This window comes from Pseudoalteromonas sp. Angola-30, assembly GCF_028599215.1.
Classification (GTDB): Bacteria; Pseudomonadota; Gammaproteobacteria; order Enterobacterales; family Alteromonadaceae; genus Pseudoalteromonas; species Pseudoalteromonas atlantica.
The window spans coordinates 73605-88135 of record NZ_JAQREI010000001.1 but is presented as its reverse complement, the minus strand read 5'-3'; the positions used below and the strand labels follow the sequence as shown (position 1 = coordinate 88135).

Here is a 14531-nt window from a genome sequence, read left to right as displayed (position 1 = left end):
GCTGATTCAGCACAAATATAGTTACAAATGTTATACTGCATTTTTGTCGATAAGAGCTGAACGTAATGTTAACTATTTCAAATACTGTCACTATAGATGAATGGGAACTAGAGCTAACTGCTATACGTTCGCAAGGTGCCGGTGGCCAAAACGTTAACAAAGTAGCCAGCGCCATTCATTTACGCTTTGATATTAACCGCTCAAAGTTACCCGATTTTTACAAAGAACGTCTATTAAAGCTAAACGACTCTCGGATCACCAAAGAGGGCGTGGTGGTAATTAAAGCCCAAAGCTTTCGCACCCAAGAGCTTAACCGAGAAGATGCACTAAAACGTTTAAAAGATTTAATTTTAAGTGCAACCAAGGTAAACAAAGCCCGCCGCGCAACCAAGCCAAGCCGTAACTCGCAGCGCAAGCGCATGGATAAAAAAACCAAACATGGGCAAACCAAAGCCCTGCGCGGTAACATTAAGTTATAACTCACTAAGTTTATATGGCTTTACAGTAAAGTATGCTTAATTTACGCCTACAGCTAATAGTTAACAGTAGGCGTGAGTGGGTTATTCGTAGGTATGATGGCGGGTGGCACTAAAGCGATTTAATATATGGTGCATTACATACACCGCAGATAAACTGGCCACAATAGCCACCGCAACAGAGCTAAAGCGATACATGGCGCTATAAACAAGGTCTTGCCCGGGGCCTAGTGAGTTGCCAAACAAAATACCAAACGTGGTTAACACACCAAATCCTATGCCCGGTGCGCCGCCACCAATAATATGAAAACGGCTAAATACAAACGATAACGTCCACAGTATAAGCACCGGAAATAATAAAAAGTCAGAGTGATTATACAATAACACTTGCGCCAACAGCGCGGCATTACAGCCAATTAATGTACCAATAGCGCGCTGCCAACCGGCCATACCTGCGGCTTTCCAGCACAGCGAAAACAAAATTAATACCGATGAGGCTTGCGCCGATATTGAATCTTGTAAATCGAGGACTTGAAACGCCACAAACGAAAGCGTAGCAACCGTTGCGCATAATAATACCTCATGGCGAATGCTTTCTTTGGCTTTAGCGGGTACCGCCCTCACGGCACGCGCGGTTACATCAGGAAAAACACCATGCATAACAAACGCAATAACAATAGAGAGAACAGTAGCCAAACCATTACTTAAAATAAGCGGGTATACACTACTTGTACCGGTTACATAGCTTGAAAAGTGCAGCTGAATCGACAACCCAACCACGCCTAGTGCGCCAAATAAAAAAGCCGCACCTGAGCTCATTTGATAAAACAAAAAGCAAAACGCTAAAAATACAATAATGGTCATCAGTACCGGAAGGTGCGAAAACAAGCCCTGCATAATTAAAACCATTGGAATACTAATGGCGGCACTGGCTAAAAACTGGCGCACAATGCTTTTATTTAACACCGGCACTAAACCAAGTAGCAACATAGGGTAAACAGTAAAAAATATACCGTATGGCCAGTTCATTAATTTACTAATAGTAAACCCTATGGTGCAGCCACCGGCTATGCGCAGCGCTTGGCGTAAACCGTTTGAGTCTAATTGCGGTGCTTGGCTAACAGCTTGAGTCATACGGCCTCCATTAATAAATGTAGTGTAGCCAGCTAATAAACCTAATTTGAGCCGACGCTAACCATTGCCCGATTGTTGACTCTGGCAATAGTTGCACAGTGGCACGCGCACCACTTGGCATATTAGCAATTAATTTAGCGTTATCTGGCATCACTAAATGAATACGCTGGCGCTGAGCATCGCGCACCCAACGATTACTGGTTTCGGTACTACTAAGCGAGCCATTTGCACTGAGTTGTCCATCGCTTACGCCTGCCTCAAACGTGCTTATATGCGCGTTGTAAACCTCACCTGGGCGGCTATCAAATACCACTCGCGCCAAACTACCTGGTTTCATATTTAGTAATGATTTTTCTCTAAAATCGGCAACAAGGTCGGCCTTATTAGCCACTATAGCTAAAAGCGGGCTACCCGCTACCGCATATGCGCCATCAAGTAGTTGTAAGTTAGAAACCACACCAGCGCTTAGCGCACGCACTTGGGTGTACGATAAGTTAAGCTCGGCTTGTGCTAATTGGTTTGCAGCATGGCGAAGCGCTAAGTTTTGCGCGCCGCTTTCGCCTCGGGCAAGTACGGCTTCTGCCAATTGCGCTTCTAATGAGGCGACATTTGATTTACTTGCTTCAAAGTTAGCTTTAATGCTTTCAAGCTCTTGCTCTGAAATAGAGCGCTGCTTAAATAATGCTTCGCCACGGTTATTTAGTAATTGCTGTTCGTGCAGCTTTGCCTTGGCCGCCGAAATTTGCGCCTCCAGTGCTTTTACATTGGTATCTAAACGTTTGTTTTGTAATTTGGCGTCGTCAAGGGCGAGCTGTGCCTGCTCTAGCGCTAATTTATACGGGCCTGAGTCTATTTCAAACAATACATCTCCAGCCTTTACAATTTGATTATTGTTAACCAATACCTTAGTAACACGGCCACTTATTTGCGGGGCAATTTGCACCACAGGATGATAAACCCGCGCTTGCGGCGTTACCGGCATAAACATGTCGGCAATTAAATAGTAAATAAATATAACAACAAAACCCGCTAACGAAAGCCTTACATAACGAGTAAATTTTTGATCTGGTGTCATTGTGTCTCTTACTCTTTACTTTGATTTTTAATACAGTTTAGTGCGTTTTTTTCCATATTGACGATGCCATAAGCAAGCGCATCGAGTTGCTGTGTGCTTAGCCCGCTATATAGCTGGCTTTTAATATCAATGAGTTTTTCGTTTAGCGACTGTAAAATTGCCCCACCTTGCTCGGTAAAGTAAATTTTTTTACTGCGTTTATCGTGCTCATCAACTTTACGGGTAATTAATAGCTGCTCTTCTAATTGCTTTAATGTGCGAGTAAGCGAGGGCATTTCTATTCCTAAACTCTGCGCAAGCTCAAGCTGCGTTATGCCCTCGCCCAACATATTTATATGGGTTAGCGCCGTCCAGCGCGATTGCGTAAGCCCTAAAGGTTCTACAGCTAAAGTGATGGCCTCGCGGCACAGCCTATGAACCCGCCCCATGTTACCAATAATGGTTAAATCGAGCGTTTCGTGAAAAGGTTTTTGAGTAGTCATAACCACCTCAAATTAGTTAGCATGCTAAGTATTTTAGCATTAGTTAGCGTGCTAAGTAAATATTGAGGGGTGTTGCAAATAAAAAAGCCCCAATACTGGGGCTAAATAAATTTGTGGATTTAAAAATTAAGGAGGTTAGCAGGGGAGTACTGATCGGTAAGCACTTTTGTATTGGCAGGCCAATCTTGCTTGTTTTTGGTACTTTGCATATAGGTACTAATTGCTTTTAAATCTACATCGTATTTTTTTAAACGCGGGTTAAGTGCTTTAATACGCTGATTAATTTGCGCCTCAGTAGGCATAGAGTTTACACCCGCTAAAATAATACGGTTAGAGCGATTAGCACGGCTTACGTTAATAAAATCGCCAAACACGGCGTGGTAAGTTGCCGACTCATGTTCGTATAATTTACTGCTCGAAAACGTATTAGCGGCAATTACACCGCCCTCGGCCAATACGCTTTTCACCTCTTCAAAAAACTCTTTGGTGAGTAAGTGCTCAGGAATATAATCGCCGTTAAACGCATCAAGAATAATCCAATCGTACTTTTGCTTTTTAATGGCTGCGCGCTTTATAAATATACGCCCGTCTTGCACGCTTGAGGTGACCGCATCGTTTTCTATAAAGTTAAAATAGTTACGGGCTACTTTTAAAACGGCGGGATCTATTTCAACATTATGAATTTTAGCTGCAGGGTAAAGCGCATGAGTGACATTAGAAAGCGTACCGCCACCTAGGCCAATAATAAGCACATTTTTAGGGTTGTCGGTTACTAAAAGGCTGGCAAACGTAAGTTTTGTATAATTAAAAACGAGTTTGTCGGGGTTGTTTTTGTACATGCAGCTTTGGCTGGTTTGGCTACTTTTTGTATTAAACTTTAAGCAGCGAAGGTCATGTGTTTCATCAACAATAATATTGCGATATAAAGAACGCTCCTCGTGCACTACATTACTGTGCGCCGCAACCGAAAACAGTACCGCTAAAAATAATAAACAGTTACGCATGGGCAAGCTCCTTATTACCAGCAAGGCTATTAACAGTAATTGCCAGCACACCTAACAGGCCCAAGGTTAACGCAAAGGCACTTATAATGGTGTTTACATCAAACGCCAGTACAAAGTAAAACGAGGTAATAATAGTCCCTAAGGCGCTGCCCAACGTGCTTACAAAATATAAAATACCCGCAACTTGGCCACTTTTATGGCTGTCGGTGACTAATAAACGCACCGAGTAAGGCGAGATCATGCCTAAAATAACGGTAGGAATAAAAAACAACGCCGTAGAGGCAAGTAACGAGCCGTAGCGTGTATCTTCAATGTGGGTAAAAATAAATTCCATTATTGGCTGCGAAAAAAGCGCAATAGGCACCACCATAATACTGGCAGTTAAAAATATTAAGCCATATTTTGTAAGCGATGCATTTTTAGTACTTAGCTTACCGCCGAGTAAATACCCAAAAGAAAGGCTAAGCATAAATACGGTAATGATGCTGCCCCAAATGTGCACACTACTGCCAAAAAAAGGCGCTAAAATACGCCCGCCTAATAGCTCAATACCCATAATGCAAAAGCCACTGCAAAAGGCTAAAAAATAGATTAACGCGTTTGTTTTTATACTCATGTAATTATCGTTATGTAACCTAAAGAGATCTCCATACTAACGTGATGGCGGGGCAGTCGCTAGTGCATTAATTAATCGCTCTGTGATTTTTTAAAAAGTTGTTTTGTTATAAAGTAACACATGTTAAACTTGTTGTTATAATATAACACCTTCGATTTCCCTATTATCATGAAGTATTCTTTAATTTATTTAGCCTGCTTAGGCTTAAGTGCGCAAACAGTGGCGCAAGAGCAAAACGACGAAATTGAAAAAATATCGGTTACTTATAAACAAGCATACCGTGGCGATATTCCTCAAAAGCAAATGCCGCAATCTATTGTAAGTGTTAGTAGTGCTGCGCTTGATCAAAAAGGCATTACTAAATTACAAGACGCGCTCGATTTTTCGGCCAGTATTTCGCGCAAAAATAACAGTGGCGCATTATGGGATAGCTTTTCTATTCGGGGCCTTTCGGGTAACGAAAACATGCCATCGGGCTATTTAATTAATGGCTTTAGCGGTGGGCGTGGTTTTAGCGGCCCGCGTGATGTATCTAACATTGATTACATTGAAGTACTAAAAGGCCCAGGCTCAGCACTTTATGGGCGCTCAGAGCCCGGCGGTACTGTAAATATTGTGACTAAAAAACCTCAGTTTGAGCCGCAAGGTGAGCTAAAACTAAGCTTAGGCAGCGACAGTTTTAATCGCGTTGAAGGCGATTACACAAACGGCATTAACGATACCACCGCGTTTAGAATAAATGGCGCGTGGCAAGATAGCGACAGCTACCGCGATGAGGTGTACACCAATAAAAAGGTAATTACGCCGTCTATTTATCATCAAATAAACGCATCAACCAGTGTGACTTATGAGTTTGAATACGTAGATTTAGCGCAGTTATTTGACCGTGGTGTTGTCGTACTTGATAACGATTTTGACACCGTACCAAGCTCGCGTTATTTAGGTAACCCAAACGATGGCGACACGCAGGTGTATTCGCGCGGGCACCAAATTACTTTAAATCACGATATTAACGATGAATGGTCGTTAGTGGCCGGTGCAAACTACCGTAGCTCTACGTTAACGGGGTTTTCGTCAGATGCTGAGCTTTCACCATCGCGCCAATCGTTATTTGACGATGGCCGCACACTTACTCGCCAGCAGCGTTATCGCGACTACGAAGTAGAAGATTTAAGTGTAAAGTTTGAGCTAAGCGGCAGTGTAGACACAGCTGGTATTACGCATCATTTATTACTAGGAGCCGATGCATACAAGTACGATTTACGCACTGCGCTTTCTCGCTATCGAGGCGGTAACGGCACTTATACCGTTGATATTTTTGAGCCAAATTACGATGTAGAACGCCCAGCAGTAAGCCTGCTTTACGAAAACGACGAAGAGCAAAAAGCATACGGTATTTATGTTCAAGACCAAATGGATATTACCGATAAATTTAAGCTATTAGTGGGCCTAAGGTTTGACAGCGTAGACCAAGATATTTTAGAAACCAACAGCGGCGTGTTTTCAACAAGCTCTGAAAGCCAAGTAAGCCCGCGTGTTGGCGTAGTGTACGAGCTAAATAATGCTCTCACCTTTTACAGCAGTTACTCAGAAGGCTTTTTGCCACTGAGTGGCACAGATGCAAGCGGCGACCCGTTTGGTTTTGAATACAGCGACTCGTTTGAAGTTGGCGCTAAGTTTGAATACTTAGGGATAAACGGTACTGTGGCATTTTTTGATGCGTCTAAAAGTAATATGTTAGTGGCAGACCCTGTAAACGTTGGATTCTCTGCGCCTATTGGTAAAGCCGATAGTAAAGGGTTTGAGCTTGATTTAAATACCTATATTACTGATGCAACGGCGTTTAACTTATCGTACGCCTATATAGATGCCACCACAGCAAACGACATTATTAATGCCGATTGGGGCGTGCCAATTGGAAAAGGCAGCCCGCTGGTAAATGTACCAAAAAATAACTTAAACCTTACGCTTAGCCACCAAACAGCATTAATGGGTAAAGAGCTTGAGCTTGGTGCAAGCTACCAATACACCAGCAGCCGTTTAGGTGATGCCGCCGATTTAAGCTTTAGGCTACCAAGCTACCAATTAGTAGGCGTGTTTGGCAACGTTAACTTAACCGAGCAAACCGAGCTTAATATAAGTGTTAATAACATTTTTGATGAAGATTACGCAGAAAGCAGCTACAACGCTTTATGGGTTTACCCAGGTGCGCCAACTCAATTTAAAATGTCGTTAGCGTATAATTTTTAATAGCTAGCAAATTAAAGTTTTCATCCTAAAGCGTCTTAATGTAGTGGTTAAGGCGCTTTATATTTTTAAGCGCTTTTTTTATAAAGTGTGCATAAGTTTATTAAGCCAACCATCGGCCTTTGATGGTTTGTATATCATTACAATGCTTTCACTGTAGTGACTGTTAACCCCCTTTACAGTTATTTTTGTAAGCCCTAAATCGTCAATCACAAAGTTAGGTAAATACGCCAACGCCAAGCCACTTTGAACCACCTCTATTAATGCACTGTAATCGCTACATCTAAATACAATATTGCGCGGTGCAATATTATCTTGCCAGCCGTCGGAGCCTGTTCCTTGCTCTAAGCCGCACAGGGGTGAAAACAAAGGACATGCAAAAGCCGCCTGCAGTAATTGGTTTTTATTAAGCGTTAAAGAGCCAGTTTGTACTAGCTGATGCGAAGCATGCGCAGCCACACTAAACCCAGTATTAAATACATCAACCGCCACTAAATTAGCGTGTGAGCTGTTATTTAATGCCTCACGAGTTACTAGCGCAATATGCGCAGCGCCTGATGCAACTTGGCTTATGGCTTCACCTTCAAACACATTATTAATACGTACCGAGCAGGGCAGGTTACTAAGGGGTGTAAGCAGCTTTTTAAGGCCACTTTTAAGTAAAATAGCAGGGCCTGCAATAACTGCATTAAATTTATGATTATCGCTTTTAAAACGGCTAGTAAGCTGCTGGTAATTATGAACTAAATCACTACTGTGCTTAACAAACTCTTTGCCTTTATCATTAAGCACTAAGGTTTTGCCCACACGATTAAACAGCTCAGTGGCTAAGTTTGCCTCAACCTTTTTTAGCGTTTTAGACAGCGCCCCTGGGGTAATATTAAAATGCTTAGCGGTTGTATGCAGATTTTGCGAACCCGCCATATGAATTACTTTTTCAATGTCATCTAAATGCATAGCGCCAAATCGTATTGATTAAAAGGAAATAACTAACAACTTATTATCGATTATTTATACATAAAAATCAGCTTATAGTGACGTTATATTTATTTTTGAGCATTAACATGAAACACATACTGCTAATTTTTATTTTATTATCGAGTGCAGCGCACTCAAATACACCTCAACACAAAACCCACAGCTATAATGGCTTTCATGGCATGGCGCTTATATTAGCCGGCGATAAAGTACTTGCCAGCCACATGCCGTTATACGCCCCCCCACACGATTACCAAATAGTGTACGAAGTAACTACCAATGACACCCACCTAAAAATAATCAAAAAAGCACTGAACGAGTCACTAAAAAAACAAACTCAGATCACCATTTTACCAACCAAATTTGATTTAAATTTATTAATAAATAAGCTGACACCCACGTTAAATACCACTGTGTTTAATGGCCATTTTGAGCGCGGAGGTACGGCTTTGTTTTCGACAAAGCTGACTTTTAAAAATCCGTTATATGTAAAAAAGATCGCTATAACACAACCTGAAAAAGAAGAGTTTGATTTAATAAAGGTTTCAGCAGAGCAGGGGGTGGTGATTCATAAAATACAAAGTAAACCAAGCTATGACTCACTCAGTTTAGTAGCACTAACTAACGGAAAATATAATGGCCAGTTAAAATGTGATGCGCCAGTAACCACAGCGCTTGCAAGTAAGCTAAAGGCCTGTTTTAAAAGCGTACCAAGCTATTTAGAAACTCGCGATTTTGCAGTTAATTAAAAAATTATAGCAGCGCTTTAGCTTAAAAAGCGCTGCTATATAAATTACTTAACGTTAAGAGCATATACATTTGCCTGAACGTATTCGCCGTTTAACAATTTTATTTGCGTTAAAATGCGTGAGTACGCATCGCCTTCAAATTCATCGAGCACATGCCAGTGATCTTTTAAATTAGTTGAGCTAAACACATGGCCTTTTATCTCTTGACCTGTTTCGTCTAATACCAGTGCAGGAAAGCCCATTTTGGCGCCCCAGCCCTCGTTAATTAAATTGCCAACCACACTGCCTTGCTCAAACGTACCGCCAATATTGGCAAGAATATGTTCGTTCGGATGCCCTGGGCACAAGGTGCCATATACAAATAACGCTTCTAACACGTAAACTCCTAAATTAGGCTAATGATTATGTTTAGCTAAGCTAAAGCTTAACTAAATATGAAAAAAATCCCGAGTGAAATTTTACTTTTACAATGACACCCATCTTTATTTTTGCACTTTACGCAATAAGCATCTACTTTTTTAATTGGTTCATTAAAAGCTAGGTGCTACATGGCTATTGCAAGAAAACGCCAAATAAGTTTGGCAGATACAAAATATTATCACTGTATTTCGCGCTGTGTACGTCATGCTTATTTATGCGGCGAGGATTCATTAACGGGTAAATCCTACGAACATCGAAGGGGCTGGGTAGAACAAAAGCTATTTAGCCTCGCTAAAATATTTTGTATTGATATATGTGCTTACGCAGTTATGAGCAATCACACCCATATTGTGCTTTATGTTGATGATAAAAAAGCAAATAGGTTAAATGACAAAGCTATATTGCTACGTTGGCATAAGCTATGTAAAGGCACACCCCTTACACAAAAATTTTTACAAGGTGAGGCGCTTAGCAGTACAGAGCGATACTTTTTAAGCCAAACTATTATTCAATACAGAGAAAGGTTATCTAGCATTAGCTGGTTTATGCGCGTTTTAAACGAACATATTGCCCGAAAAGCAAATAAAGAAGACAAATGCACAGGCAGATTTTGGGAAGGGCGGTTTAAATCACAAGCTCTTCTTGATGAGGCAGCCCTTGCAGCTTGCATGGCTTACGTTGATTTAAACCCAATAAGAGCAAAAGTAGCTAAAACCCCCGAGAGCTCAAACTTCACCAGCGTGCAAAAGCGCATTCAGGGCGCTAAAAACGTAAAACAACCCAAACAACTTTTAAAATTTGCAGGTAAACCCTGTAAATTTATGCCTAAAGGTTTACCGTTTGAGCTTAAATGTTACCTCGAATTAGTTGAGCTGACGGGGCGTATTATTCGCAATGATAAACCTGGGTTTATTGAAAACACTCAGCTCACTTTATTAGAAAGAATAAACATAGCACCAGAGAACTGGTTAAAACTCACTAAAGACTTTACCCGCGTATTTCATGGCGCTGTAGGTAAGCCGCAATCACATGTAAATTACTGTGAGCATTTAAATAAAAAGCGACGAGTTAATTTTAGTAATTGCGAAAAGCTACTAGCCTAAAAAAACCTTCTTTCATTTAAAAAACAGCCTAAATGCTGGTTTCAGCGTGCCCTCAATTTAGTTAACTACATAAATAGCAGCACATTTTTAAAATAACCGCAGTATATGCCTTGAGCTTACATATTTTTAAATTAGCCATTTAATTAAGTCGATTTTTTGAAATAATTAAAGTGGGTGTCATGTTAAATAAATTATATTCTTGTGAAGAATTTAAGATGGGTGTCATTTTAATTGAGTTTATATTTCATATAAAACAGCCTCGCTACAAGAATTAAAAGTAAGGCAATTTTGCCAGCAGCTTAATAAACTTTAGCTTGCTAATAAAAGCGGCTTGTAGGGCGGTTAGTGTGTTTAAGCTTGCTCGCTAAAATTGGCTTGGTATTTTTTGGTTAATATCAAAACAATAACGGCCAGTAATAAAGGCACAAACGACGCCCATAAAACGGTGTGCCAACCGTACGCTCTTAATAACCCACCTGATGAAAAAGAGCCTACCGCCATTAAGCCAAACACTATAAAGTCACTAAACTATTGAGCACGGTTTTTTTCTTCTGGCTTGTGCGTTTCTAGCACTAATGCGGATGCCCCTAAAAAGCCAAAATTCCAACCTATGCCTAACAAGATTAATAGCGCGTAAAAGTGATATACACCTTCACCTAAAAAGCCTATAGCTGCTGAAATTGCAGTTAAAATAATACCAAAAACAGAAATACGAGCAGCCCCAAAACGTGCAATGAGCTTACCGGTAAAAAAGCTAGGTGCATACATAGCAATAACATGCCACTGCATTCCTAAGTTTGCTGACTCTTGGCTATGCCCGTGCATATGCATTGCCAAAGGTGCCGATGTCATTAAAAAGTTCATCACCATATACGATGCTGCACCACAAATAACCGCGCTTATAAATCGTGGTTGCAAAGCAATTGTTCTCAATGGTCTTCCTGAATATGCTTGATTTGCTAAAGGCTTAGCCAATTTAACGCCAAACAAAATAACACCAGCGAGAGCCGCGACAATGGCTTGCGTAATAAATGTGGCAGCAAACATTTTGTCTGACCACAGGTGCATGGTATGCGTAACTAACTGCGAGCCAATAACACCTGCAGCTACGCCACCGGCCATTACCATAAAAAGCGCTTGCGGGCGTTTATTTTCGGGCACGCCATCGGTTGCAGCAAACCGAAATGACAAAGCCACTGCCGCATAAGCGCCGCCCAATAGCGCAGACAAACAGTACAGCCAAAAGCTGTCTATATACAACGCAATAGTCGCTAATAGTCCGGTTAAAACACCCGCGCCAGTGCCTGCCATAAAGGCTGCACGCCGGCCATATTTTCGTGCTAATTCACCGGCGGGTAAAACACACAACGCCATTCCTAAAACAAAAATAGAAACAGGTAAAGTGGCTAAAAGTGCAGTAGGAGCAAGCAAGCTGCCCACTACCGCACCTGTTGCATATAGCACAACGCTATTAGCCCCAGAAAGTGCCTGGGCTAACATTAAACGCCATAAGTTAGCTGTTTGAACTTGAGGGTCGCTTTGCTCAAGCCTATCTGAGTCTATAGCGTTTAATTTTTCCATGATTTCACTTTTCTAAAAGTATTGAAGGCGCTTAAAAGCGATTTATGGTTGAGGTATTTAAATGTCTAACGCCACTAAAAAGCGCGATACCATGTTGTAAGCAGCAACCGTTGCTACCGCTTCTACTGTTTGCGTTTCGCCAAATAGTGCTTTTAAACGTTCAATAACGTCGCCATCAACATTTACTTTAGTGGTTGATTGCTCAGTAAGCTCAAGCAAAGCCAGCTCCTGCTCAGAGAATAACTCAGCATTTACTACCACACTTTTAAGAGCCGTTGCTTTTTCATCGCTACCGCCAGCCTGTATGTATGCAGGGTAGTGCACATTCCATTCAAAATCGGCTTTGTTTAATACCGCTACACGCAGCATAATAAGTTCGCGATACTCAAGCGATAAGCCAAAGTTTGCTCTAACGCGCCCTAACAGCTCATTCCAGCCTTTAGCTAAAGGAAAGCTTTTTAGTAGTACTCTATCTATGCCTATTAGTTCACCGTTTGGACGACGACCTTGCATTTCGGCTAGTAGTTCGGCTGGGGCTTGCTCGCCATCTTGCCATGGCGTTACTCTTACTTGTGACATAATGTTTACTCCTAATTAAACGCCACTTTAGTCATTAAAGTGGCTAACTTGGAGCGAAAGCTTACGGGGAATGAACGTACTTAACCACAGAGATTATCTTTTACCATGGTAAATATTTTCTTTATTGCTGTATTTTATCAAAGTACTCCTGAGCTTTAATCTCTTTTAGCCCGCGGGTTTCCTACCTCTTTAAACAGCCATTCTTTAAATGCGTGTATTCTTGGCAGTTCAGCACATTCGGGGCGGTAAATAACGTAATACGCCAAAGGCGATTCAAAATAAATATCAGGGAATAACCTGACCAATCGCCCTGCGGCTAGATCATCTTTAGCCATAACACTGCGTGCTAACGCCACGCCGTGACCATCAATAGCTGATTGCAATACAGCCGCTGAGTTATTTATTTGAATGCTTTTAGTGGTTAAAGGGCCTGTTACTCCGGCTTTTTTTAACCACGCCGACCAAGACGGAAACCCCGTATGGTCGTCCATTGATTGATCGTGTATTAGGGTTTCGTTCAATAATTTATCTATGGTGTTTAAGCGGTTTGAGTCTTCTAAAAACTTAGGTGAGCATACCGGGTATACCTCTTCATCCATTAGTTTTTCTGCGTTCAAGCCTTGCCAAGTGCCTACACCAAAGCGTATGCCTATATCTATACGCTGCTCAGTAAAATCAACAGGTTTTAAATTAGTATTTAAATTTACACTGGTTTGCGAGCATATCTCTTGAAAGAAATGCAACCTAGGTAATAACCACTTGGCGGCAAATGCGGGGCTTACTGCCACTGTTAACGCGCCACTTATGGCGTTGTCTTTTAAAATGTCTAGCCCTTGGGCAAGTTTATCAAAGCCTTCGCGTATTAGTGGCAGGGCACTTTGCGCGGTTTCGGTGGTTACTAGCCGTGTTTTACCTGAGCTCATTCTATGAAATAGCGGCGTGTCGAGCCACTCTTCTAATGTTTTTACCAGCTGCCCAACGGCTGCAGGCGTTACATTTAGCTCTTCAGCTGCCGCTGAAAAACTTTGGTGCCTTGCGCTTGCTTCAAACGCTTTTAATGCATTGAGGTGTATAGGTGATTTCATGCGATAAACTTTTTCTTTACTGATGATTCAGATTATCTCGTTTGTTAAAGCAAGTAAATAAGTAAAAAATACCGCCCAAGCCTACCAGCAAGTTACTTGCTATTAGGCAACCCAATACTTTTTATTTATATAACAAATACAGCGCTTAGTGGCGCTTGGAGCAATAAACATGACTAAGCAATTTTTAGGTAAAAAATTACTCGTTATTGGTGGTACTAGCGGAATGGGTTTTGAAACGGCTCGATTAATTTTAGAGCAAGGCGGCCACGCTGTTATTGTTGGCCACCGTAAAGAAAAAGCCCAAGCAGCAAAAAAGCAGTTATCAGCTTTAGGCACTGTTGAGGTGTTAACCGCTGATTTAACCAGCGACGAAGGCGTGCAAAACTTAATTAACACACTTTCACAAGACCACGCAAACGTGGATTTACTGGTAAATGCGGCCGGTGTGTTTTTCCCTAAACCATTTTTAGAGCACGAAGCGGCTGATTACGATCAGTACATGCAAATTAACCGCGCACTATTTTTTATTACACAAAAAGTAGCCGCTAATTTAGTGGCAGCAAAACGCGCAGGCGCCATTGTAAATGTGGGTTCTATGTGGGGTAAGCAAGCTATTGCCGCTACACCATCGTCAGCGTATTCAATGGCTAAAGCGGGCTTACATGCGCTAACGCAACATCTAGCAATGGAATTAGCAGCACACAACATTCGCGTTAATGCAGTATCGCCAGCGGTTGTACAAACGCCAATTTACGAAGGTTTTATTCCTAAAGCACAAGTAAACGATGCCCTACAAGGCTTTAACAGTTTCCACCCAATTGGCCGTGTAGGTACCAGCGAAGATGTCGCCAACACCATTGCGTTTTTACTAAGCGACAAAGCCGCTTGGGTCACAGGTGCAGTATGGGATGTTGACGGCGGCGTAATGGCAGGTCGTAACTAAATATCGTAAGCGCTAATGGGCTAAAGCTGCCCGTAGCTAAATTTAATCACTGGAGAACA

The 14531-nt window shown here is 41.7% G+C and carries 16 protein-coding genes; 5 read left to right on the top strand and 11 right to left on the bottom strand.

Annotated elements, in window-relative coordinates; genetic code table 11:
• Window positions 1-65: 65 nt before the first annotated feature.
• Entirely contained in the window at window positions 66-479 is a 414-nt protein-coding gene (gene arfB / locus PSH54_RS00435; RefSeq protein WP_024033019.1) for an alternative ribosome rescue aminoacyl-tRNA hydrolase ArfB, read from the top strand.
• Between the two features lie 81 nt (window positions 480-560).
• Here arfB and PSH54_RS00430 read toward each other — a convergent pair whose 3' ends face one another.
• The 5 genes from PSH54_RS00430 to PSH54_RS00410 form a co-directional block, all read right to left on the bottom strand.
• A complete protein-coding gene (locus PSH54_RS00430; protein ID WP_004586263.1) occupies window positions 561-1610 on the bottom strand; it encodes a DUF2955 domain-containing protein in 1050 nt (349 codons plus the stop codon).
• A 10-nt stretch (window positions 1611-1620) separates the two neighbouring features.
• Complete coding sequence (locus tag PSH54_RS00425) at window positions 1621-2685, bottom strand: HlyD family secretion protein (RefSeq protein ID WP_273605155.1); 1065 nt, start codon at window positions 2683-2685, stop codon at window positions 1621-1623.
• An 8-nt stretch (window positions 2686-2693) separates the two neighbouring features.
• Entirely contained in the window at window positions 2694-3167 is a 474-nt protein-coding gene (locus tag PSH54_RS00420) for a MarR family transcriptional regulator (RefSeq protein WP_054982034.1), read from the bottom strand.
• Between the two features lie 119 nt (window positions 3168-3286).
• A complete protein-coding gene (locus tag PSH54_RS00415; protein WP_273605154.1) occupies window positions 3287-4171 on the bottom strand; it encodes a spermidine synthase in 885 nt (294 codons plus the stop codon).
• The gene (locus PSH54_RS00410) at window positions 4164-4787 is read right to left on the bottom strand and encodes a fused MFS/spermidine synthase (RefSeq protein WP_004586267.1); all 624 of its coding nucleotides are present in this window, start codon (window positions 4785-4787) and stop codon (window positions 4164-4166) included. Before PSH54_RS00410 ends, PSH54_RS00415 begins: the two co-directional genes overlap by 8 nt.
• 168 nt (window positions 4788-4955) lie before the next feature.
• On the opposite strand from PSH54_RS00410, the gene PSH54_RS00405 reads away from it, so the two are divergent.
• Window positions 4956-7037, top strand: coding sequence for a TonB-dependent siderophore receptor (locus PSH54_RS00405; protein WP_273605153.1), 2082 nt, complete (start codon window positions 4956-4958; stop codon window positions 7035-7037).
• Window positions 7038-7115: 78 nt separating this feature from the next.
• Here the strand turns inward: PSH54_RS00405 and PSH54_RS00400 are convergent, their stop codons facing one another.
• Entirely contained in the window at window positions 7116-7991 is an 876-nt protein-coding gene (locus PSH54_RS00400; RefSeq protein WP_273605152.1) for a LysR family transcriptional regulator, read from the bottom strand.
• 107 nt (window positions 7992-8098) lie between these two features.
• Between PSH54_RS00400 and PSH54_RS00395 the strand changes: the two genes are divergently transcribed.
• Window positions 8099-8761, top strand: a complete 663-nt coding sequence (locus PSH54_RS00395) for a hypothetical protein (protein WP_273605151.1) — start codon at window positions 8099-8101, stop codon at window positions 8759-8761.
• 44 nt (window positions 8762-8805) lie between these two features.
• Here PSH54_RS00395 and PSH54_RS00390 read toward each other — a convergent pair whose 3' ends face one another.
• A complete protein-coding gene (locus PSH54_RS00390) occupies window positions 8806-9138 on the bottom strand; it encodes a gamma-glutamylcyclotransferase family protein (RefSeq protein WP_273588554.1) in 333 nt (110 codons plus the stop codon).
• A gap of 171 nt (window positions 9139-9309) precedes the next feature.
• Between PSH54_RS00390 and PSH54_RS00385 the strand changes: the two genes are divergently transcribed.
• On the top strand, window positions 9310-10284 hold the full coding sequence (locus PSH54_RS00385) for a transposase (protein WP_273605150.1): 975 nt from the start codon (window positions 9310-9312) through the stop codon (window positions 10282-10284).
• 351 nt (window positions 10285-10635) lie between these two features.
• Here the strand turns inward: PSH54_RS00385 and PSH54_RS00380 are convergent, their stop codons facing one another.
• The 4 genes from PSH54_RS00380 to gcvA all read right to left on the bottom strand — a co-directional run bounded on the left by PSH54_RS00380 (window position 10636) and on the right by gcvA (window position 13529).
• Window positions 10636-10797: a hypothetical protein gene (locus PSH54_RS00380; RefSeq protein WP_273605149.1), complete on the bottom strand. Its 162-nt coding sequence runs from the start codon at window positions 10795-10797 to the stop codon at window positions 10636-10638.
• Between the two features lie 15 nt (window positions 10798-10812).
• Window positions 10813-11865, bottom strand: a complete 1053-nt coding sequence (locus PSH54_RS00375) for an MFS transporter (protein WP_273605148.1) — start codon at window positions 11863-11865, stop codon at window positions 10813-10815.
• 57 nt (window positions 11866-11922) lie between these two features.
• Complete coding sequence (locus PSH54_RS00370; protein WP_096042631.1) at window positions 11923-12444, bottom strand: carboxymuconolactone decarboxylase family protein; 522 nt, start codon at window positions 12442-12444, stop codon at window positions 11923-11925.
• A 155-nt stretch (window positions 12445-12599) separates the two neighbouring features.
• The gene (gene gcvA, locus PSH54_RS00365) at window positions 12600-13529 is read right to left on the bottom strand and encodes a transcriptional regulator GcvA (protein ID WP_096042630.1); all 930 of its coding nucleotides are present in this window, start codon (window positions 13527-13529) and stop codon (window positions 12600-12602) included.
• 169 nt (window positions 13530-13698) lie between these two features.
• On the opposite strand from gcvA, the gene PSH54_RS00360 reads away from it, so the two are divergent.
• The gene (locus PSH54_RS00360) at window positions 13699-14472 is read left to right on the top strand and encodes an SDR family NAD(P)-dependent oxidoreductase (protein ID WP_273605147.1); all 774 of its coding nucleotides are present in this window, start codon (window positions 13699-13701) and stop codon (window positions 14470-14472) included.
• Window positions 14473-14531 lie beyond the last annotated feature (59 nt).